General features: G+C 72.3%; 17 protein-coding genes. 4 read left to right on the top strand and 13 right to left on the bottom strand.

Annotation, left to right across the window (positions count from 1 at the left end):
* Positions 1-57: 57 nt before the first annotated feature.
* Together O2W17_RS19800 and O2W17_RS19795 are read right to left on the bottom strand one after the other, a co-directional pair.
* The gene (locus O2W17_RS19800; protein WP_269194173.1) at positions 58-1899 is read right to left on the bottom strand and encodes a potassium channel family protein; all 1842 of its coding nucleotides are present in this window, start codon (positions 1897-1899) and stop codon (positions 58-60) included.
* A gap of 12 nt (positions 1900-1911) precedes the next feature.
* The gene (locus O2W17_RS19795; RefSeq protein ID WP_269194172.1) at positions 1912-2298 is read right to left on the bottom strand and encodes a DUF6394 family protein; all 387 of its coding nucleotides are present in this window, start codon (positions 2296-2298) and stop codon (positions 1912-1914) included.
* A gap of 207 nt (positions 2299-2505) precedes the next feature.
* On the opposite strand from O2W17_RS19795, the gene O2W17_RS19790 reads away from it, so the two are divergent.
* Together O2W17_RS19790 and O2W17_RS19780 are read left to right on the top strand one after the other, a co-directional pair.
* Entirely contained in the window at positions 2506-2754 is a 249-nt protein-coding gene (locus O2W17_RS19790) for a type II toxin-antitoxin system RelE family toxin (protein WP_269194171.1), read from the top strand.
* A gap of 592 nt (positions 2755-3346) precedes the next feature.
* Positions 3347-4618, top strand: coding sequence for a glutaminase (locus O2W17_RS19780; RefSeq protein WP_269194170.1), 1272 nt, complete (start codon positions 3347-3349; stop codon positions 4616-4618).
* 357 nt (positions 4619-4975) lie between these two features.
* On the opposite strand, the gene O2W17_RS19775 is transcribed toward O2W17_RS19780, so the two are convergent.
* The 7 genes from O2W17_RS19775 to O2W17_RS19745 all read right to left on the bottom strand — a co-directional run bounded on the left by O2W17_RS19775 (position 4976) and on the right by O2W17_RS19745 (position 12955).
* A complete protein-coding gene (locus O2W17_RS19775; RefSeq protein ID WP_269194169.1) occupies positions 4976-6190 on the bottom strand; it encodes a flavin-containing monooxygenase in 1215 nt (404 codons plus the stop codon).
* Positions 6187-7041 (bottom strand): alpha/beta fold hydrolase, encoded by an 855-nt coding sequence (locus O2W17_RS19770; RefSeq protein WP_269194168.1) that lies wholly within the window; start codon positions 7039-7041, stop codon positions 6187-6189. The genes O2W17_RS19775 and O2W17_RS19770 overlap by 4 nt, the downstream gene beginning before the upstream one ends.
* Positions 7038-7373, bottom strand: a complete 336-nt coding sequence (locus tag O2W17_RS19765; RefSeq protein ID WP_269194167.1) for a cupin domain-containing protein — start codon at positions 7371-7373, stop codon at positions 7038-7040. The genes O2W17_RS19770 and O2W17_RS19765 overlap by 4 nt, the downstream gene beginning before the upstream one ends.
* A gap of 55 nt (positions 7374-7428) precedes the next feature.
* Positions 7429-8826, bottom strand: coding sequence for an FAD-binding oxidoreductase (locus O2W17_RS19760; protein ID WP_269194166.1), 1398 nt, complete (start codon positions 8824-8826; stop codon positions 7429-7431).
* A 38-nt stretch (positions 8827-8864) separates the two neighbouring features.
* Positions 8865-9644 carry a methyltransferase domain-containing protein gene (locus O2W17_RS19755; RefSeq protein ID WP_269194165.1) on the bottom strand — a complete coding sequence of 260 codons (780 nt, stop codon included), beginning with the start codon at positions 9642-9644 and terminating at the stop codon, positions 8865-8867.
* Between the two features lie 30 nt (positions 9645-9674).
* Entirely contained in the window at positions 9675-10238 is a 564-nt protein-coding gene (locus O2W17_RS19750; RefSeq protein WP_269194164.1) for an OsmC family protein, read from the bottom strand.
* Positions 10239-10375: 137 nt separating this feature from the next.
* On the bottom strand, positions 10376-12955 hold the full coding sequence (locus tag O2W17_RS19745) for an ATP-binding protein (protein ID WP_269194163.1): 2580 nt from the start codon (positions 12953-12955) through the stop codon (positions 10376-10378).
* Between the two features lie 844 nt (positions 12956-13799).
* Here O2W17_RS19745 and O2W17_RS19740 point away from each other — a divergent pair.
* Positions 13800-14786, top strand: a complete 987-nt coding sequence (locus tag O2W17_RS19740) for an NAD(P)-dependent alcohol dehydrogenase (RefSeq protein WP_269194162.1) — start codon at positions 13800-13802, stop codon at positions 14784-14786.
* Positions 14787-15118: 332 nt separating this feature from the next.
* Complete coding sequence (locus O2W17_RS19735; protein WP_269194161.1) at positions 15119-16621, top strand: amidase; 1503 nt, start codon at positions 15119-15121, stop codon at positions 16619-16621.
* Between the two features lie 343 nt (positions 16622-16964).
* Here O2W17_RS19735 and O2W17_RS19730 read toward each other — a convergent pair whose 3' ends face one another.
* The 4 genes from O2W17_RS19730 to O2W17_RS19715 all read right to left on the bottom strand — a co-directional run bounded on the left by O2W17_RS19730 (position 16965) and on the right by O2W17_RS19715 (position 21360).
* Positions 16965-17090 carry a hypothetical protein gene (locus tag O2W17_RS19730; RefSeq protein WP_269194160.1) on the bottom strand — a complete coding sequence of 42 codons (126 nt, stop codon included), beginning with the start codon at positions 17088-17090 and terminating at the stop codon, positions 16965-16967.
* 243 nt (positions 17091-17333) lie between these two features.
* A complete protein-coding gene (locus O2W17_RS19725) occupies positions 17334-17768 on the bottom strand; it encodes a hypothetical protein (RefSeq protein WP_269194159.1) in 435 nt (144 codons plus the stop codon).
* A 5-nt stretch (positions 17769-17773) separates the two neighbouring features.
* Positions 17774-18871, bottom strand: a complete 1098-nt coding sequence (locus tag O2W17_RS19720) for an acetate/propionate family kinase (protein WP_269194158.1) — start codon at positions 18869-18871, stop codon at positions 17774-17776.
* Positions 18868-21360, bottom strand: a complete 2493-nt coding sequence (locus tag O2W17_RS19715; RefSeq protein WP_269194157.1) for a phosphoketolase family protein — start codon at positions 21358-21360, stop codon at positions 18868-18870. Before O2W17_RS19715 ends, O2W17_RS19720 begins: the two co-directional genes overlap by 4 nt.
* Positions 21361-21408 lie beyond the last annotated feature (48 nt).

Below are 21408 nucleotides of genomic sequence, written 5' to 3'. Positions count from 1 at the left end.
CGTGATGGTGGCGCTGGCGTGGCCCAGGCGCTCCGAGGCGACCTTCACCGGACGAGCTCAGCCCGGCCGACGCCCGGCGGCCGGCTCCGGCGCGCGGGTGTCCCGGCTCAGCCGGCGCCACACCCAGCCGGCCGGCACCCGGTTCCCGGAGACCACGTACTCGCGAACGGAATCCACCGTGAGCGTGGTCGCGAGCGCGCGGCGGGCGGCCGCCCACCCGGTCAGCAGAAGCTCGTCCCCCGGGGCCAGCAGGAAGTCCGGACCGGGGGTCGGGGTGGCCTGCCCGTCGCGCACGACCAACAGCACCAGTGCGTGCAACGGCCGGTCGCGGTCGTCGGGGTTGCGCAGCAGATCGCCCAGGCGCGCGTCGCCGCCGGCGAGCCAGCTCCCGAGCGCCGGGGCCGCCCGCGGGGTCAGCGGGAGCGTCCACAGCCCCTCCATGTGCCGGCCGCACAGCGCGGTGAGACGCTCCACCAGCTCCGCCGCCCAGGCGTCGCCCTGCCGTGGCATCTCCTGGAGGAAACGCCACAGCAGCGGCGTGGCCAGCTGGGCGTAGACGTCCCAGGCGACCACCTCGGTGGGGACGAGCAGGATGTCGATCCCCATCGCTGCGAACAGCGGGGCGCTGGCCGGCCGGTTCTGCCGGGCGCCGACGAACAGGCCGGGGTTGGCCCGGCGGGCGGCGGCCACGAGCGAGAGGTTGGTCGTGTCGTTGTCCGTACCCGCGACGAAGCCCACCGCGGTCGCAATTCCCGCGCGGGCCAGCACGTCCGGGTCGACGCCGTCCCCCACCACGAGGTCGTCGCCGGCGTCCTCATCGGCCCCGCCCGGTTCCGGGTCGACGACGGTCACCGCGAGGCTCTCCGCGCGCAGGTCCGTGGCCAGGGACCGGCCGAGCCGGCCGTACCCGCAGACCACCCAGCGGCCCTCGCGCGGTGGGTGGCTGAGGGCGGGCAGCTCCGCGCCCGGCCCGCGCTCGAGCCAGGTCAGCAGCCGGTAGGTGGCCGGTGCGCGCGCGGCCAGGCACAGGTGGTCGCCGTAGCGGTCGAAGGGGTTGACCACGGAGGGGGAGCCGAAGGCCTGCATCCGCTCGGCCATCGCCGCGGACGTGGCACGGGCGATGACCGGCAGCTCCGGACGGAGCAGGGCCGCGGCCATGACCACGGCGAGGTTGGCCTCGTCATCGTCGGTGAGGGCCACGACCGCCTCGCACGACGGGGAGCCCAGACCCATGACGGCGAGGTTGCCGGGGTCCCGGGCGTCAGCGGCCAGGGCGGGGATGTCGGCGTGGAAGGAGTCCAGTTCCAGGTCGTCGATCCGCTCGTTCGCCTGGTCGAGCACCACGAAGCGGCGGCCGAGGGCGTCGAGCGCGTGCCCGAGCAGCTCCCCGGCGCGCCCGTAGCCCGCCAGCAGCACGAACGGCTCCCCCAACCGGCCGACCTTGCGGGTGACGTGCTGGAGGGCCAGGGCGGCGCGGAAGGCGCGGTCCTGCAGCAGTGCCAGCAGCGACCCGATGGCGTACGCCCAGCCGATCACGCTCAGGTAGATCGCCGCCATGGCCCACATCCGCTGGGCGGCGGTGAACGGGTACGGGATCTCGCCGAAGCCGATCGTCGTCGCGGTGTAGCTCATGAAGTAGAAGGCATCGAAGAAGCCCATCCGCCACGGCCGGCCGGCCGCGTCCTCGCCGGGGACCAGCGTCAGCCCCAGCACGCTCACCGCGAACACGACGATGAGCACGATCAGGGGGGCGCGCATCCGCCGGAGCACGAGGAACACCGGGGCCGATGCCTCGGCGTGCGGTACGGCGACCTCGGGCGGCGGGGGTCCGCCGGTCCGCCGGCCGTCGTCGTCCCGCGCGATCAGGCGCCACCACATCAGCAGCAGGGGGTTGCCCACGACGCCCTCCGATCACCCGCGGTGGAACGACGCCGTCTCGACGACCAGGAGCACGATCGAGATCAGGTTTGCCAGCAACGCGCCACCGGACAGCGACACGATGCTTGCCGTCGTGGCGGCGGTGAGACCGGCGGTGGAGACGTAGGCGGCGTAGCCGAGCACGAGGGCGGCGGCGATGAGCTGGAGGTCGGCGACCAGGCTCGTGGCCAGGTGCACCGCCCCGAGCTGCGTGCGGTCGCCGAACTTGAGCACGGTCGCGATGAGGTTGACGACGACCGCGGCGAACAGCTCGTACCGGTTGTGCACCGTCGGGTCGTCGATGTCGCCGAGGAAGAACCCGAAATTCAGGGTGGCGGCGAGCACGACGAAGAACCCGAACACGACCTTCTCGAGGTTCACCCCGCCCCCCATCGCCGACCGGGCCCGCCGCCGCGGAGCGGGTCCTCGCGGCATCCTGCACCCCCGGCGGGGCCCGCGCAGCAGCAACCGCCCTGCCGGTGGCCGCGCGAGGTCCGCCGGCACCCGATCCGCGCCCCGGCAACGCGCCCGGCGCCCACCGCAACCTTGTTCACGGCTGCGGGGCACGCGACGGGGTGAGCCGCGGTCGTGCGGAAGCTGGCCGCCGGCCACCGCGGGCGCGGCGACCTACCCGAGCCGGTTGCGGTCGCGGTCGTCGACTTCCTCTACGGACCGCTCGCCGCGGACCCGCATCGCGTCGGCAAGCCGCTGCGCTTCGAGCTCGACGGCTATTGGTCCGCGCGACGAGGTCGGTACCGCGTCATCCACTCCATCCACGACGACAAGATCCTGGTCCGGCTCGTGCGCATCTCGCACCGCACCGATGTCTACCGCTGATCGCCAGGTCATGGCCGGCGCAGGCATGTGCGGAGATACCGTGTCGCCCCACTGACACAAGATCACTGAAGCACGGCCTGTTCAAGGCCGAGCGCATCCGCACTCCCGTCTTCCAGCCGGGTGCCACAGGACCGTCTCCGACGCGGAGCACGCCACCGCCGGCTGGGTCGACTGGTGGAACAACGGGCGCCTGCACGGCACCCTGGGAATGATCACCCCGAATGAGGCCGAGCGGGCCCACGGCGCTGCCCCCACCCTGCAGGAGCATCACGTACGAGAGCGGGACGAGAGCTGGGGCGCTTCACCGGGGCGTCGGCTGCACCGATCGCGCCACTCACCCGCAAGCCGCGTCCGCCAGCCGAGTCGCTCAGGACATCCTGGGCAGCCACTCACCCGCCTTCGCGCGGATCGTCCGGCCGCGCTGCGACACCGGGACGCAGGCACTCGTCGTCGCAGCCCTGGCCCGGCTGGGCAGCTGACGCTGCACGGGCCACACGCCCTGTCCCCCGGTCACCCGCTCGCGTCAGCGGAGCGTCACGTGGAAGGGTTTTCATTGCGCCAGCGATGGGAGACGGAATCAGTGAGATCACCGGTGCCCGACTATCTGACGGAGATCCTGGACGCCTGCGGCGACGACGCGGGCGCCCTGGCGGGCTACATCCCCGAGCTGGCGTCGGCCGACCCGGACCGGCTCGCCGTGTGCCTGTCGACGATCGACGGGACGCTCTACAGCGCCGGCGACAGCCGCACGGAGTTTTCCATCCAGTCGATCTCGAAACCGTTCGTCTACGCCCTGGCCCTGGCCGAGCGCGGGGTGGACGACGTCCTGGAGTGGATCGGCGTGGAACCCAGCGGCGAGGCGTTCAACGAGCTCTCGTTGGAACGGGACTCGAGGCGGCCCCGCAATCCCATGATCAACGCCGGGGCGCTGACGGCACACGCCTTGGTCGGCGACCCCGCGGACGACGTCGACACCCGGGTGGAGAGGGTCCGGCGACTGATGTCGGACTTCGCCGGCCGTGAACTGCACGTGGACCGCGGCATCTACGAATCCGAGATGTCGCAGGCCTACCGCAACCTGGCCATCGCCAACATGCTCCGCAGCTACGGCGTGATCTCCCAGGACCCGCGGGACGTGGTCAGCGGATACACCCAGCAGTGCGCGATCTCGGTGACCACGGCTGATCTGGCGACCATGGCGGCCACACTGGCGGCGGGTGGTGTGCAGCCGGCCACCGGCAAGCAGGTCGTGCCGGTGGACGTGGCCCGACAGGTGCTGAGCGTGATGATGAGCTGCGGCATGTACGACGCCGCCGGGGACTGGATGACCACGGTCGGGTTCCCGGCGAAGAGCGGTGTCTCCGGAGGCATCCTGGGGGTGATGCCCGGCCAGCTCGGGATGGCCACCTTCTCACCGAGGCTGGACTCCCACGGCAACAGCACGCGAGGGGTCCGGATCTGCACCCGCATGTCTGCCGATATGGGGCTGCACATCATGCAGGCCCCGGAGCCGGCCCGGTCGACGGTTCGACGGGACCGGACGCTCCGTGGGCCGGACGGCTCCCTCGCGCGCGTGTGCAGCCTGCAGGGCTCCCTGCAGTTCAGCAGCGCGGAACGGGTGCTGCGGACGGTGGCCGACGGCATTCCCGTCGCGGTGTTCGTCCTGGACCTTCGGCGGGTGTCGTCGGTGGACGACGTCGCTCGACGGATGCTCGCAGAGATGCTCCGCCGCCTGCAGCTGGACGGCGCCGAGGTGGCGCTGCTCGATCCGGACCACGTTCTACCCCTGTCCGAGCGGGCGGTCGTGCGGCTCCCGGAACGATGGAGCTCGCTAGCGCCGCTGGAGGACTACGAACGGGTCTGACCTCGCTGCCCCCGGGCGTGCCCCGACCGGAGGCCGGATGCCGGTTGCCCTTCCTGCCCGCCTCGCGGATGCGGACCGGACCCATCGGCTCGATCATCGGTGCCATCGCCGGGCTGACGTCCGTGCTCGTCAACGCCCGCGCCGTGCCGGCCCCACTTCTCTGCCGGATCGCGGCGATCGGCTGTCTCGTCGCGGTCGTCTGGTTCGTCGTGCTACGCGGACCGGAGGTCGACCGGGTGCCACCGAGCCGCACTGCCATGCGGACCCACGCGATCTCCGACACTGCCATGGCCCTCCGCAGCTGTTCACGGCTGACCAGCGAGCGAGCGCCCGCTCAGGACGGACGGCCGAGCACGGTCAGGCGCGCTCGGACCGGCGGGTGACCCACCGGGCGGGCGCCGCTTCCTCGTCGCGCTCCCAGTACTCGCGGGCGATCGCGGCGGCCGTGCGACGGGCGCGCTGGCCGGCGGCGGCGAGCAGCCCGGGCCGCATCCCGAAGTTGACGAACCGCAGCCCCGGCAGCGCGGGCTCCTCGTCCCGGGCCACCGGAAGACCGCCGTCGTCGAGCACGCCGAGGTCGCCCACCATCGGCTCGAGCCCGGGGCGCAGGCCCGTCGCGGCGACGACGGCGTCGACCCGGAGGCTGCTGCCGTCGGCCAGGAGCACGCGGTCCCCTTCCAGCCGGTGAACCGCCGCCACCACGCGGATCCGGCCGGACCGCAGGTCGTCCACGACCTCGCGGTCGACGATGGCCGGACCGGCGTCGTGCGGCCGGCACTGGCGGGTGAACGGCCCCTCGTCCGGTGCGGGCAGGCCGACGTCGCTGAGGTCGCCGATGGCGAGCCGCTGCAGCGGACGCACGGCCGCGTCGGCCACCCGTGGTGGCAGCCGGCGCAGCAGGTGGACCGCCGGGTCACCGGGCATCCCGGCCACCGACCGGGGCAGGATGTTCGGGGGCGTGCGCACCGACAGCCGGACGCTGCGCGCTCCCCCGTGCGCCAGGTCGTGCGCGATCTCGAGCCCCGACGAGCCGGCCCCCACCACGAGCACGTCGGACCCGGTGAACGGGGCCGGGTCGGTGTAGTCGCCGGAGTGGACCGCATGGATCGAGGATCGGTCCGCGTCCCACTCCGGCGGCACGGCGCCCCGGGCCAGCAGACCGGTCGCGACGACGACCTCCCCGGTGCACCAGTCGCCGTGGTCGGTGGCGACCCGCCACTGCCCTCGGTCGTCGGCCACCTGCCGAACGTGCACGCCTGTCTGCACGTCGAGCCCGGCGGCGGCGCTGTACGCCTCGAGGTAGGCGACCACGTCGTCCCGACCCGGGAAGGTGCCCGCCCGGCGAGGCATCCGCATCCCGGGCAGCCCCGAGAAGGCCCGGCCGCTGTTCAGCCGGAGCCCCCGGTAGCGACGGCGCCAGGCGGTGCCGACCCCGTCCCCCTCCTCGAGGACGATGGCCGGCACCCCGCGGCGGCCGAGGGCGGCCGCGGTGGCCAGTCCGGTCGGCCCGGCCCCGATCACCACGACCGGCAACGTGTCCTCCGACTCGGTTCGTGCTGTGCCGTTCGTCATCGTGGACTCCTTCCGTCGGTTGCCCCGACTCGCCTGGTCGGAGCAACGGCGGCCTCGCGGATCGCGTCGGCCACGGCGCCCGGACGGTCGAGCACGGCGAAGTGGCCGGCCCGCTCGATCCGCACGGTGCGCATCGCCGGGATGCGGCGCTGCATGTCGGCGTGCAGCTGCTCGTACCAGGGGCCGCTGTCCTCGGACAGCAGCCAGGTGAGCGGCACCGGGCAGGCCGCGACCTCGCCGGCCTTCACGTGGTGCATCAGGATGCCGGCCGGATGCGGGTCGAGTTCGGCGAGCATGGCCTCCGCGCAGTCGAGCAGCTCCTCCCGGACCTCCGCCGGTGCGTCGTCGAAGGAGTTCCCGCCGGATCTCCGGACGCCCGCCCAGCGGAAGAAGTGCGCCGCGGCCTCGCGGCGTCGACCCCGCACCTGGCGAACCTTGGCGCCGAGCAGCGCCGGGATCAACCCGTTCCGCGGCCTCCGCAGCCCGTGGAACGGGGGCTCCAGGACCACGACGGAGGAGACCAGGTCCGGCCGCCGGGTGGCCAGGGCCAGTGCGACGTTGCCACCACTGCTCCAGCCGAAGACCGTCGCCGGGGCGCGTGCCACGCGTTCGAGCACCGCGGCCAGGTCGGCGACGTGGCGTCGGGCATCAGGGGTGGGACTGCCTTCGGACCGGAGGAATCCGCGGCGGTCGTACCGGATGACGCGGTGATCCTCGGCGAGCATCGCGGGCACGGCTCCCCACACCGCCGATCCGGTCCCCGCACCGTGCACGAGGACGACCGGGTCGCCGGACCCTCGCTCGTCGTAGGCCAGACGGGCACCGTCGAGCGAGAGCTTCTGCGTGTTCATCGCGGATCCACCCCCAGCGCGACCAGCGTGTCCGCCCCCACGGTCCAGGCGTCGTGCCCCGGGGGGATGCGCACGGCGTCCCCCGGGCCGCTCTCCAGTTCCTCGCCGCTGTCCGTCCGGATCCCCATCCGTCCGGCCACGACGAAGAGCATGTGGTCCTCCGGGCAGGTCTCGGTGCCCTCGAGGGGGCCGAGGTGCTGGGAGTAGCGCCAGCCGGGTCCGGCGGTCAGCCGCCAGGCCGTGTACTCGCCTACGGTTCCCCAGGCGATGTGGCCGTGCTCGAACTGCTGCACGGACTCGACGCCGGTGTCCAGATTCGTGTGTTCCAGCATGGTCGTGCCTCCGTGGACTCGGGAACGCTTCCTTCGTCCGCCGGCCGGTCCGGGATCAGCCGGGCGGGATGTTGTGGTTGACGTGGAAGAGGTTGCCGGGGTCGTAGCGCCGCTTGACCTGCACCAGGCGCTCGTACTTGACCGGGCCGAAGACGGTGCGCGGGTCGATGGCCCGATGACCGGATGCCTCGTGGCCCTGGAAGTTCAGGTACTGGCCGCCCGTGGCGAACCGGTCCATGTCCCCGGACAGACCGCGGACGAAGGCGACCCGTTCGTCGTCCACCGCGGCGTCGTCCCAGAAGCCGTACATGTTGATCCAGAACCGGGCCGAGCGGTTGGGGAACGCCGTGGCGTGCTCGGGCACCCGGCCGAAGGCGCCACCGAGGTGGTGGACGTCGAAGGCCGTGCCGACCCAGGTCTGTTCGCGGCCACGCCGGGTGAGGACGTCGATCACCTCGGCGTCGAGCCGGTCGAAGGAGGCGTTGCGCCAGTAGGCGCGCACGCCCTTCGGCACCAGCCCGTCGAGGACCGACTGCCACTCGACCCACCGGTTGTCCCCGACCTGCTCCACGTCCGGCGGCGCAGCCTCGCGCAGCCGCCCGACGACCGCCTCACCGGCTGCCCGATCGGGCGAGGCCCAGACGAAGCCGACGACCAGGAGCGGATCGCTTCCCATCTCCATGGCCGGTGGTGGCGTCAGGGTCGTCGTGATCATGGTCAACTCGTCGGGCAGGTCCCGGGTCCACCGCTCCAGCGCCGCCCAGGCCTCGGGCCAGCGGTCCTGGCCGTACACCAGGTTGCCGCTGAACACCTCGGGCCCGTGCGGGTCGGCGCGGAAGTTGAACGCGGTGACCACGCCGAAGTTGCCCCCGCCCCCGCGAAGAGCCCAGAAGAGATCCGCGTGCTCGGCCGGCCCGGCGGTCAACCGCTCGCCGTCCGCGGTGACGATCTCCACGGACAGGAGGTTGTCGGCGGTCAGTCCGTGGGGCCGGGTCAACCAGCCGACACCGCCGCCGAGGGTGAGCCCGCCGACGCCGGTCGCGGACACCACGCCCAGCGGCACCGCCAGACCGTAGGGCTCGGTGGCGGCGTCGACGTCGGCCAGGGTCGCACCGCCCTCGACACGGACCGTGGCGGTGTCCGGGTCGACCGTGACCCCGTTCATGGCCCCGAGGTCGAGCACGATCCCGTCGTCGACGGTGCCGTTGCCGGCCACGTTGTGCCCACCGGCCCGGATCGCGAGGTCGAGCCCGTGGTCCCGCGCCACGGCGATCGTCGAGACGACGTCGTCGACGTCGGCCGCCCGGACCACGGCCGACGGACGCCGGTCGATCATCGCGTTCCAGACCGTGCGGGCCTCGTCGTACTCCGGGTCTCCCGGAGCGGTCACGGCGCCGTCCACCCGCCGGCGGAGCTGGTCCAGCTGGTCCTGCACGAGGTAGGGAGCAGACATGGTCGGCTTCTCCTTCCGATGTGGGTCGTGCGCCCACGTCAGGGCGTGTGCTTCCGCGCGAGGACGGAGATGCTGCGCACGCCGTAGGTGCCGCTGGCCGCGCGCGCCTGCTCGGACAGGAACTGGTAGTCGTTGGGCCGCATCTCCTCCACCCGCAGGCCGGCGCGCGCCATGGCGTCCCGGTAGTCCTGCTGCCTGGGCGCGCCGCCGATGCAGGAGGCCCACAGGTCGACGTCGGAGACGATCGCCTCGGTGAGCGCGGTGTCGGTGACGATGTCGGCGATGGCCAGCCGGCCACCGGGCCGCAGCACCCGTACCACCTCGCGGAACACCTCCTCCTTGTCGGGGATCAGGTTGATCACCCCGTTGGAGATGACGACGTCGACGCTGGCGTCGTCGACCGGCAGCTGCTCGATCCGCCCGGCCCGGAACGTGACGTGGTCGAGGCCGTGCTCGGCGCGGAGCCGGTCGGCCTTCTCCAGCTGCGCGTCGGTCATGTCGATCCCGACGACACGTCCGGTCGGGCCGACCCGCAGCGCGGCGAAGAAGGCGTCCATCCCCGACCCCGACCCGAGGTCCAGGACCGTGTCCCCCTCGCGCGGATCGGCCAGGTCGAAGAACCAGCCCACGCCGGCGAAGGACTCGATGGCCTCGGCCGGGATGCGGTCGAGCTCGGCCGGCGGGTAGCCCAGCCGCTCGGCCAGCGCCCGGCCGGTCTTGAAGTGGAACTCCTGCTGCGGCGTCCGGGCCACGGCCCGGTACATCTCCTGCACCTTCGCGGTGAGCGCGTCGGTGTCGATGGCGGTGGTCCGCGTCATGACTATTCCCCTCCAGGCGTGTCGGCCCCGTCAGACGACCTCGAGCGTGGTCTCGACCGGCACCGCGTTGGCCAGCGAGTCGCGCACGGGCGAGGTGTCCTGGACGTAGCGGCACAGCTCCTCGAGCTGTTCGCGGGTGGCATTCGGGCTGGACACGCGGCCTCGGGCCCGGATCACGGTGAAGCCCGGCCGGGGTCCGTCCAGTCCCAGGAACGGCCGGACGTCGAAGTCACCCTCGATCTCGTACTCCATGCGCGTGATCTCGATGCCGCGGGCGGCGGCATTGGCCACGTAGCCGACCGCGTAGCAGAACGCGAGCGCCTGGAGCAGCAGCTCGACGGCGTTCGGTCCCCGGTTGGCGCCCAGCAGCACGGGTGGCTCGTCGCCGTGCAGGGTGAAGGCCGCCGCGCGGCTGCGGTCCTCGCTGCCGCCCTGGTCGAACGTGTGGATCTCCCCCGTGTTGTACGTCCCGTCCTGCCATCTGCTGCGGGCGCGGAAGGTGAACGAACCCATGCTCGGGTCCTGCTTGACGGCCTCGATGGTCTCGGTCAGCGCGTGGACGTCGATCCCGTTGTCGATCGTGCTGGTGGTCACGGTGTCCTCCCTGTGGCCTCGTCCGGCGGCCCTGGAGTGACCGCCTGCCACGAACCTAGGAAGGACGCCGAACGGCCACATCGGTAGCTGCACGGGCATCAGCCCGCACCCTTACGGGCTTCGGCGGCGGCAGGTACCTAGACCAGGTCGAGTTCGGCGCAGCGCGCGACCGCCTCGGCGCGGGTGGCGACCCCGAGCTTGGTGAAGATGCCGGCCACGTGGTGTTCGACGGTCCGTGGTGACAGGTGCAGCAACGCGGCGATGTCGGCGTTGCCGCGGCCCTCCCGGACCAGGGCGAGGACCTCCAGCTGGCGGTCGGTCAGCTGGGCAGGATTGCTCCGGGTCGACGGGAGCGCCCCCCGCGGAACAGCCAGTCCGGCCCCGCGCATCCGGCGGCGGATGCGCCCCTCCAGCGGGCGGGCGCCCAGTGTGCGGGCGATCTCGACGGCCTCCGCCAGCGCTTGCTCGGAGTCGGTGAAGGAAAGCAGGAGGGCCCTGTCGTGCTGCCATCCCACGGCGCCGAACGCATCGGCGGCCGCCTGCCAGTCGCGTTCCAGCATGGCGGCATACGGCTCCGGAGCCCGCCCCTCGAACTCATGCGGGGCGCCGCACACGGTGGCCCAGGCAGCCAGCCGTGCGCCTGCGACACCGCAGCGCAGCGGCTGAGGGCCGACCCTCCGGGAGATGTCCTCCAGCCGGCTCACCGGAAGGGGGTCACCGCGGGTGAGGGCCCGCTCGGCCTCCAGCTCCAGCACCGGGCCGATCCGCTTGAGTTCTCCGGTGCGGTCGGCATCGGATGCGACGGCGGCCAGCCGGATGTCGGCGTCGTCGGCCCCCCGCCGCACCGCCCGCTCGGCGAGCACGGTGCGGGCGACCAGGCCGGCGACCGTGCTCTCGGGGGCGGCGGCACGGGTCAGTGTCGCCCGGGCCAATCCGGTCGCCTCGTCCTCGGCCCCCTGCCGCAGTAGCAACCAGGCACGTATCGCCTCCAGATAGCCGACCATCGTGTCGACCTCGTGCTCACGGGCGTACCGCACCCCGTCCTGGAGAGAACGGAGCGCTCGCTCGGGCCGGACCCACAGCAGGTTGCAGAAGGCCAACGCCGTGTAGCTCAGCACCGCATGCTCGTGCTCCCCGGTTCTGCGGGCAGCGTCCAGGGCCGCGTGGAGCACGCCGGTGTCCGAAGGATCGAGTTGCATGCGAGCAGCTCCGACGGCGGCCAGGGCCCGGGCGAGGACGGCGTCGTCGCCTCCAGCGAGCTCCACGGCCCGGGCCCCCCACCGCAGCGCGTCCTCCGTGCGACTGGCGAGCATGGCCAGCTCGGCGTAGCCGACGTAGCCGAGGGCCAACTGGGCCGGGGACCCGCTACGGTCGAGCACCCGCAGCGCGGCGCGAGCGTCCCGCCACGCCGATTCCCCCTCCCCCGCGAACCAGTGGAGCTGGGACCGCAGCCGCGTGCAGCGTCCAGTCGCCTCCTCGTCGCCCGTCGCCTCCGCCAGCGCGATCGCCGCGTCGGCCGCCCGGAGGGCCTCGTCGCCGTGTCCGACCAGGTGCGCGGTCTCCGCCAGCTCCCCCCACAACCGAGCCCGCTCCGACGGGGAGAGCCGGTCGCAGTGGTCCGCTGCGCGCCGGAGGTGGGCCAGGGCCTCCCGATGGGAATCCACAGCTCTCGCCTGCCGGGCGGCCGGTAGTGCGTACTCGGCCACGATGTCCGGATCCCCCGCGGCCTCGGCGTGATGCACGAGTTCGGCGGGCTCGGCGCCGACCTCCTGCAGGTGCCGGAGGATCTTCCGGTGAAGCTGCCGCCGACGAACCGGCGGGACGCTGGAACGCACAGCGGCCCGGGTCAGCTCGGAACGGAAGCGGACATGCTCGGCATCGCTGGTCAGCAGCTGCCGACGCTCGGCCGGCTCTGCCGCGGCAGCCCAGTCGGGCTCGAGGACGTCGAGGAGTCGTGTGGGCATGCGGGACGGGACCATGGACACCAGCTCCAGCAACCGCCGAGGCCGATCGGGCAGCTGCGCGACGCGGCTCAGGACCGCGTTGGCCAGTGACGGAGGGGGTGGCCCGTCCCCGGAGGCCAGGAGCTCGGTGACGAAGAACGGGTTGCCGTTGCTGAGCGCATAGATGCGGTCGGCATCCTGACCCGCCAGTGCGAGCACAGCCTGACGAGACAGCGGCGACAGATCGATGGTCACCGTCGACGCCCGCTGCAGCGCGTCGACCGCCGACCACAGCGGGTGGCCGGGGTCCACGTCGCCCAGGCGCAGGGTCAGCACCAGAAGGACCGGCACGTCGGCGAGCCGCCGACCCAGCACGGTGATGGCGTCGATGGTCGCCTGGTCCGCCCAGTGGACGTCCTCGACGACGAGCACGGTCGGCGCCGGTCCTCGGCGCAGGTCTTCCAGCAGCATCTGGTGCACCGAGGCAGCAGCGGTCGCGGAGTCACGACGCACCAGCTCGGCGCTGGTACCGGAGAGCTGATCGGCCAGATCACGGAAGGGTCCCAGCGGCCGCGGCGTGGCCAGGTCGTCGCAGAGCCCGATCAGGACCCGGGCGTCGGTCCGATGGAGGTCGGCGAAGTGCGTCACCAGGGCGGTCTTCCCGATGCCCGGCTCCCCCGTCACCAGGACGACGGATCCGCAACCCCCAGCCGCGGCCTCGAGCGCGGCCTCGAGCGCGTCGAGTGCCGCTGCGCGTTCCACCAGGTCGGGCATCTGCACACCCACCCTCGGTATCTACCGGCCCAGAACCCTCGATCCGGACCCCGGCATCCCGTCCATCCGTCGTCTTCCTGCTGCATCCGGTCGTGTAACGCTAGGCCGAGCGGCAGGAGCCTCGGTACCCCTCACCGGGATCGACACATGATCGTCAGGAACGCCTCAGGACCTGCATCAGGTTGCGCCGTCGCCGACGTGGAAGCGTCCGGAGGACCGCGTCGGCGGCCGGCCGCCGTGACCGTTTCGACGCCGGGTGGACGAAGCGGTTCCCTGGCTGGGGTCCACGTCGTGACACCGGACTGCGGCGGAACCCGGTCTGGGACTCGCTGCGTATCAGCGATCAGCACGTGCGCTGTCGGTCGAGGCATGGTTCCACTGCCACCGTCGTGCACCTCAGTGCGGGCCCCCGCCATTGGACCGGTCAGCGGGCTGCCCGCAGGCGTGTGCGGAAGTACCGTCTCCCCCTCGGACACCGAGTCGAACCCCCACGGTCCAGGCCCGCCAGGGGTTCTTCTGCTCTCTGATGCCCGCCCGAGGCCTGGAGGACTACCGGCCGCGGACGCGGTCGGCGATGCGACGGGAGCGTGGCCGGCGACGTCGGTGCGCTCTCGGGTGGTGAGTCGACCGTCCCCGGGGCACCGGCCGCCGGGCAGGGCGCGGGGGCTGTCACCGGTCCGTGTCGACGTGGACCCGGGAGGCCGGGGCTGTGTCGAGATCGGTGCCGGGCGCGACGCGCCGGCACCGCGTGATCAGGGCGCCGTTCAGGGTCTTCCCTGATGACCTTGCCCCTGCCCAGTTCCTAGCGTTCCGCGCAACGACCAGGACGCACCGAGGGGCAGCCATGAAGGCGATCGTCCAGCACCACTACGGATCCCCCGACGCCCTGCGACTCGAGGACGTCGACCGCCCGGACGCCGCACCGGGCCACGTCCTGGTGCGGGTCCGAGCGGCTTCGGTCAACGCGGCTGATTGGCACGTCATGCGCGGTGATCCCACGTTGGCCCGGCTGCAGCTCGGCGTGCGCCGCCCCAAGGCGTCCATCCGAGGCCGCGACTTCGCCGGCGAGGTCGTCGAGGCCGGCGTGGGGGTGAGCCATGTGCAGCCCGGCGACGAGGTGTACGGCGAGACGGGCATGACCGACGGCGCCTTCGCCGAGTACGTCTGCGCGCCGGCTGATCAGGTGGCGCCCAGGCCCGCCGGCCTGACCTTCGAGCAGGCCGCCGCCCTGCCACTCGCCGGCTGCACCGCCCTCCAGGGGCTCCGCGACGTCGCGCGGATGCAGCCCGGCCACCGGCTGCTCGTCAACGGCGCCTCGGGCGGGGTCGGCACATTCGCCGTCCAGATCGGCAAGGCCCTCGGCGCGCACGTCACCGCCGTCTGCAGCACCCGGAACGTGGAACTCGTGCGCTCCCTCGGCGCAGACGACGTCGTCGACTACACGACCGCGGACATCATCGCGGCCGCTCGCCGCTTCGACGTCGTCCTCGACCTCGTGGGCAACCGCCGCCTCCGTGAGCTGCGCCAGGTCCTCACCGAGCGCGGAGTCCTGGTGCTGGCCGGCGGCGGGGTGTTCGACGGCGGCAGCCTCGTCGGCCCGATGCGACTGATCGTCGCCGGCGGGCTGGCCGGCCGGGTGGTCCGTCAGCGGATCCAGCCGTTCACCGCGACACCGACCATCGAGCGCCTGAACGCGCTGGCTCGGCTGGCCGAGTCCGGGCGGATTCGCCCGGTCATCGACCGCACCTACTCGCTGGCCCAGGTGCCGGCCGCGATCCGCTACCTGGAGACCGAGCACGCCCGTGCGAAGGTCGTCATCACCATCCCCTGAGCGTCTATCGACGCGGCGACGCGGACGCCTTCCCCTGCATCGCCAGTACCGCGCCGCCTGCCCCAACGCCCCCCGGGATGCGAGACGGTGTCACTCCTCGAAGACCTCCGCGGGTGACCACCGCTCGCAGGGCTCCGATCACGCGCAAGCCAGGCGTGTGCGGACGTGCCGTGGCGCCCCTCGGACACGAGCTGACGCACACCGCTTCGCACCCCTTGCGCGACGGGTCTTCCGCGACCACGGCCGATGGATGACCTCCGTCCTGGTCGCGGGCCGCTGTCCTTTCTGTTGCCGGGGGCACAACGGCTGGGCAGACTTGAACTCTGGGTCTTGTGGAGAACGAAGGGCGGACGACGGTGTCCGACGATCTGGCCTACGCCCCTGCCACCGAGCTGGCCGCACGCATCCGGCGCCGGGACCTCTCCCCCGTCGAACTCATCGACGCAGTGATCACCCGTATCGAGGCGCGCAACCCGAGCCTGAACGCCCTCGTCTTCACTGCCTTCGACGAGGCCCGCGAGCGGGCGCAGCAGGCCGAGCGTGCCCTGACGTCCGGCGATGCGCTCGGCCCCATGCACGGGGTCCCGACGGCGATCAAGGACTTGTTCGACTTCAAGCCCGGATGGCCTGCCACGCTCGGCGGGGTGCGGGCACTGCGGGACTTCAGCGTTCCCGCGTACTGCACCTACGCGGAAAGGATGGAGGCCGCAGGCGCCGTCCTCGTCGGCAAGACCAACAGCCCGGTGATGGGCTTCCGTGGTACGTGTGACAACTACTTGTTCGGCCCGTCACGCAATCCCTTCGATACGACGAAGAACACGGGCGGGTCCTCCGGCGGTAGCGCCGCCGCCGTCGCCGACGGGCTGCTGCCGTTGGCCGAAGGCACGGACGGCGGCGGGTCCATCCGCATCCCTGCAGCCTGGTGCGGCTTGTACGGCTACAAGGCCTCTTTCGGGCGCGTGCCCTACACGGCGCGACCGAACGCCTTCGGCGCCCTCAACCCGTTCCTGTTCGAGGGCCCGCTGACGCGCACGGTCGACGACGCGGCCCTCGCCCTCGACGTGCTGGCCGGGTACGACGACCGCGACCCGTTCGCCCTCGACGATTCGACGAGCTTCGCCGGGGCGACCCGCCGGTCGATCAGTGGCTGGAGGATTGCGTACAGCCCCGACTTCGGCGTGTACCCGGTGGACCGCAGGGTCGCAGCCGTCGTAGAGCAGGCGGTGCAGGCTTTCCAGGAGGCGGGCGCCGTCGTAGAGGAAGTCGATCTCACGTTCGACTACGACCAGCGCGAGCTGAGCGACCTGTGGTGCCGGCTGATCCTGCCGCTCAACATCGAGGGCCTCGAGGGCCTCAAGGCGCAGGGCCTCGATCTGCTGGGCGAGCACCGCGACAGCTTCCCGCCCGAATACCTGCGGTGGATCGACGAAGGGTTCCGGCTCAGCGCGCAGGACGTGCTCCGCGATCAGCGCATGCGTACCCATGTGTACGACCAGATCCAGCAGGTGCTGCGGTCGCACGAGCTGCTCGTGACGCCGACCCTCGCCGCTCTGCCGGTGGAGAACGCCGACGACGGCAACACGGTAGGTCCCAGCAGCATCGAGGGCGTCGAGGTCGATCCGCTCATCGGCTGGTGCCTCACCTACTTCACCAACTTCTCCGGGCACCCAGCCGCATCGATCCCGGCCGGGGACGTCGGCGGGTTGCCCGTCGGCATGCAGCTGATCGGCCGTCGCTACGCCGACGCAGACGTCCTGGCCGCGAGTGGGGCGTACGAACGACTTCGCCCGTGGCATGACGCCTACGGCCGGTGCGCCGGCCGTCCGCTCAACTGACCTGCCGGTGGCTCCCTGCCGCCTCCGATCCACGATGGCCACGCCAGTGCTCGGGCGCCAGGACCGAACGAGGCCGGCGGGCGATCTGGCGGGTGCACGTGCCGGATCTCGGTGCGGCGGGCTCCAGCCACCAGCCGGCCGGAGGCGACCAGGAGGATCAGGTCCTGACCGATGCCCGGCCCGGCGGCCACGACACCGATCACGGTCCACGCCCACAGGGCGTGTGCGATGAACGTCGGAGGCGTGATCCCTCGTCGGTTCATCCACAGCACCGTCAGGCCGATGAGGACGTGCGGGGGGCCGAAGCTGTTCACGCTGAGCCAGTACGCGCTCATGGCGGGGCTCATCGGAGCGAGATGCTGGCCCACAGCTCGCCGCTGAACCACGTCCCGGCGTGGCGCGCAGCGCGCAGCGCCGCGAGGGCGCCGAGCCAGGTCATCCGGAGGAGGGCGTACGGCAGCGGGGACACCGCGGCCAGGATCGTGCCGCGCCGGCTGCCCCGCTGCAGCCGCTCCTGCGCCAGGACGCGTTCGGCCGTGCCCTGACCGCCCGCCAGGCGGGAGCCGTCAGGGTGGTCGCGGTGACGAGCAGGCCGCCGGCCAGCATGAACACCAGCACCAGCGGGCGCGGCCCTGCGGTAGCGAGCCCGTCGCGGATCTCACCGAACAGCTCGGCGGTCGGCGCCCCGATCTGCCCGGGGGGAGCACCATCATCAGCGATGTCGGTTCGTCCGAGACGTCGTCCAGGACGTAGGCCCGGGGTCCAGCAGCCACCACAGGCCGAAGGCGGCGGCGGATCGCGGCCGGAAGGCAACCGCGGCCTGCCGACCCTCCGATCCGGTTCCCGCTCCCAGCTCGGCGAGCAGGCTCATCCGCCACAGGGTGCGGAGCACCTGGCGGGAGGCATCTCCGGAGGGTCTCCAGCTGCCATCGCCGTGCTGCCCGGCCAACACGGCCGCGATCCGCCGATCGCCCTGGAGCCGCAGCCGGAGCGCGTCCAGCGGTGGATCCGCGGGAGACGGGACGTGCACCGCCAGCCGCACCGCCACCACCGGGTCGTCGAGCCCACGCAACCACGTCAGTGCTCCGCCGATGGCCCCGCTCGGCTCGCCGCCTCGCGTCTCAGCCGCCTGGGCCGGCAGCGGCACGGACGTCACCTCCCCAGGACGGCGAGTACCTGCCGCCGGATCTCCAGGTCCTCCCGCGCCGTGACGACGACCGTCTGCACGGTCGCCCCCGCCTCGCCGATGTCCGCGTCGCTCGTGGTGGCGCGGTTGGTGTCGGCGTCCACGGCGACGCCCAGGTGCGCCAGGCCCTCGGCCAGCGCGGCGCGGACCTCCCACGAGTGCTCCCCCACTCCCCCGGTCATGACCAGTAGGTCGAGCCCGCCTGCCGCCGCCACCATGGCCGCCGCTTCCCGCACCAGGCGGTGCAGGTACACGCCGATGGCCAACGCGCAGTCAGGGTCGCCCTCCGCCCGACCGGCGAGGACGTCGCGCAGGTCCCCGGAGGTCCCGGACAGCCCTTTCAGCCCGGCGTGGTGCTCCAGGACGTCGGCCAGTTCGGGCTCCGGCACCTGCCCGTGCTCGAGCAGCCACAGCACGAGGCCCGGGTCCAGCGTGCCCGGGCGGGTGTTCATGACCAGTCCGGCCAGCGGCGTGAACCCCATGGTGGTGTCGACGGAGACCCCGTCCCGGACCGCGGCCAGGGAGGCGCCCGCACCCAGATGACAGGTGACGGTCCGCAGGTCGGTGGCCGTCCTCCCGACGAGTTCGGCGCCGCGGCGGGCGGCGTACGCGTGTGACAGTCCGTGGAAGCCGTACCGGCGCAGCCCCCAGCGTTCGTTCCACTCTCGCGGGACGGCGTACGTGGTGGCAGCCGGCGGCATCGTCGCGTGGAAGCCGGTGTCGAAGCAGGCGACGGCCGGGACGGCGGGGAGCAAGCCACGCACCGACCGGACGCCGGCCAGCGCACGCGGCTGGTGCAGCGGCGCCAGGTGGCTGATCGAGTACAGGTAGGCGACCAGCATGTCGTCCACAGCCACGGGATCGGTGTGTCGTCGTCCGCCGTGGACGATCCGGTGACCTACGGCGTCCACCGCACCGCAGCCGTCGAGGAACTGCCGTAGCGGTTGCAGGTGGCCCTCGCCCTGCCAGTGCTGCACCGTGGTGGCCGCGGTGACCGTGCCGTCCTCGTCCAGCCGGGCCAGTTTGAGGCTGCTCGAGCCTGCGTTGACGACCAGGAGCCTCATCCCGGCTCCGGCTCCCGCAGCGGATCGCCGCCGGAGGTCTCCGGCCCCTGGCGATCGGACCACTGCCAGTCGCGGATCTCCGGCAGGTCCTCGCCGTGGGTACGCACGTACTGCCGGTGCTCGATAAGCTGGTCGCGCAGCCGGTCGCGCGCGTGGGCGCCGATCGTCCGCAGCCGGGGCACCCGGTCGATGACGTCGATGGCCAGGTCGTAGCGGTCGATCCGGTTCATCACGCAGATGTCGAACGGGGTCGTCGTCGTCCCCTCCTCCACGTAGCCGCGCACGTGGAAGTTGTCGTGGTTGGTCCGCCGGTAGGTGAGCCGGTGGATCAGCCACGGGTAGCCGTGGTAGGCGAAGATGACCGGCCTGTCGGTCGTGAAGTAGGCGTCGAACTCCCGGTCGGACAGCCCGTGCGGGTGCTCGCGGTCGTCCTGCAGCCGCATGAGGTCGACGACGTTGACCACGCGGATGCGCAGGTCGGGGAAGTACCCGCGCAGGATCTCCACCGCGGCCAGGGTCTCCATCGTGGGGACGTCGCCGGCGCAGCCGAGGACGACGTCGGGCTCCTCCCCCGCGTCCGTGCTGGCCCACGACCAGATCCCGATGCCCTTGGTGCAGTGCTCGACGGCGGCGTCCACGTCGAGGTACTGCAGGGCGGGTTGCTTGCCGGCCACGATGATGTTCACGTACTGCTCGGTGCGCAGGCAGTGGTCGGCCACCGAGAGCAGCGTGTTCGCGTCCGGCGGCAGGTAGACCCGGATGACGTCGGCCTTCTTGTTGACGGCGTGGTCGATGAATCCGGGGTCCTGGTGGGAGAACCCGTTGTGATCCTGCCGCCACACGTGCGAGGTGAGCAGGTAGTTCAGCGACGCGATAGGTCGCCGCCACGGGATGCCGTTGGTGGTCTTCAGCCACTTGGCGTGCTGGTTGAACATCGAGTCGACGACGTGGATGAACGCCTCGTAGCAGGAGAAGAAGCCGTGCCGGCCGGTGAGCAGGTAGCCCTCCAGCCAGCCCTGGCACAGATGCTCGGAGAGCACCTCCATGACCCGGCCATCGGGCGCGAGGTGGTCGTCGCCGGGCAGCCGCTCGGCCATCCACGCGCGGTCGGTGACGTCGAGGACGGCGCCGAGCCGGTTGGAGTTGTTCTCGTCGGGTGAGAACACCCGGAACGTGCTCATGTTCTCGCGCATGACCTCGCGCAGGAACTCCCCGAGCACCCGGGTCGACTCCACCGCCCCCGTGCCGGGCGCCTCGACCGGCACCGCGTGCTCGCGGAAGCCGGGCATGCGCAGGGGCTGCAGCAGCTTCCCGCCGTTGGCGTGCGGGTTGGCGCTCATCCGCCGGTCGTGGGCGGGGTGCAGGTCTCGGACGGCGGGCACCGGGGCGCCGTCGTCGTCGAACAGTTCCTCCGGCCGGTAGCTGCGCAGCCACTCCTCGAGGACCGCGCGGTGGCCGTCGTCCTCGCGGGCGTTCTTGAAGGGGACCTGGTGGGAACGCCAGGTGCCCTCGACCTGCAGGCCGTCGACGACGTCCGGCCCGGTCCAGCCCTTGGGGGAGGCGAGCACGATCATCGGCCAGCGCGGCCGTTCGGTGACGCCCTCCTCGCGCGCGCGGCGCCGGATCGCGGCGATCTCGTCCAGGCAGCGGTCGAGGGTGGCGGCGAACTGCTGGTGCATCGTCGCCGGGTCGTCGCCCTCGACGAGGTAGGGCGTGTGGCCGTAGCCGCGCAGCAGCTCGAGCAGTTCCTCGCGCGGGATGCGGGCGAGCACGGTGGGGTTGGCGATCTTGTAGCCGTTGAGGTGCAGGATGGGCAGCACCGCGCCGTCGGTGACCGGGTCGGCGAACTTGTTGCTGTGCCAGCTGGCGGCCAGCGGGCCGGTCTCGGCCTCCCCGTCGCCGATCACCGCGGCCACCACGAGGTCGGGGTTGTCGAACGCGGCGCCGTAGGCGTGGACGAGCGCGTAGCCCAGCTCACCGCCCTCGTGGATCGAACCCGGCGTCTCGGGGGCGACGTGGCTGGGGATCCCGCCGGGGAAGGAGAACTGGGTGAACAGCCGCTGCATCCCCACCTCGTCCTGGGAGACGTCCGGGTAGTAGTGGCTGTAGGTGCCCTCCAGCCACGCGGCGGCGACCGGCCCGGGTCCACCGTGGCCCGGCCCCATCACGTAGATCATGTCGAGGTCGCGGGCGGTGATGGCCCGGTTGAGGTGCGCGTACACGAAGTTGAGGCCGGGGGTGGTGCCCCAGTGGCCCAGCAGCCGGGGCTTGATGTGCTCGGGCAGCAGGGGTTCGCGCAGCAGCGGGTTGCCCATCAGGTAGATCTGCCCGACCGACAGGTAGTTCGCTGCCCGCCACCAGGCATCGAGGGCGGCCAGCTCCTCGGTGGAGAGCGGGCCGGTGGTCGCGCTCGTCGTCTCCGCGGCGGCGAGGTCCATGCGGTCGTCCTCCTGGTGCGTCGGCGTCAGGTGCGGCGCGTCCGATCCCATCGGACCGGGTTCCGGGGGGCAACCGGTGACCACGCCGCGTCGCCTCAC

This window comes from Blastococcus sp. VKM Ac-2987, from assembly GCF_026967805.1.
In the GTDB taxonomy this organism is placed as follows: domain Bacteria; phylum Actinomycetota; class Actinomycetes; order Mycobacteriales; family Geodermatophilaceae; genus Blastococcus.
Note: the sequence above shows the minus strand (reverse complement) of the source record. Positions and strands in the feature narration are given on the sequence as shown.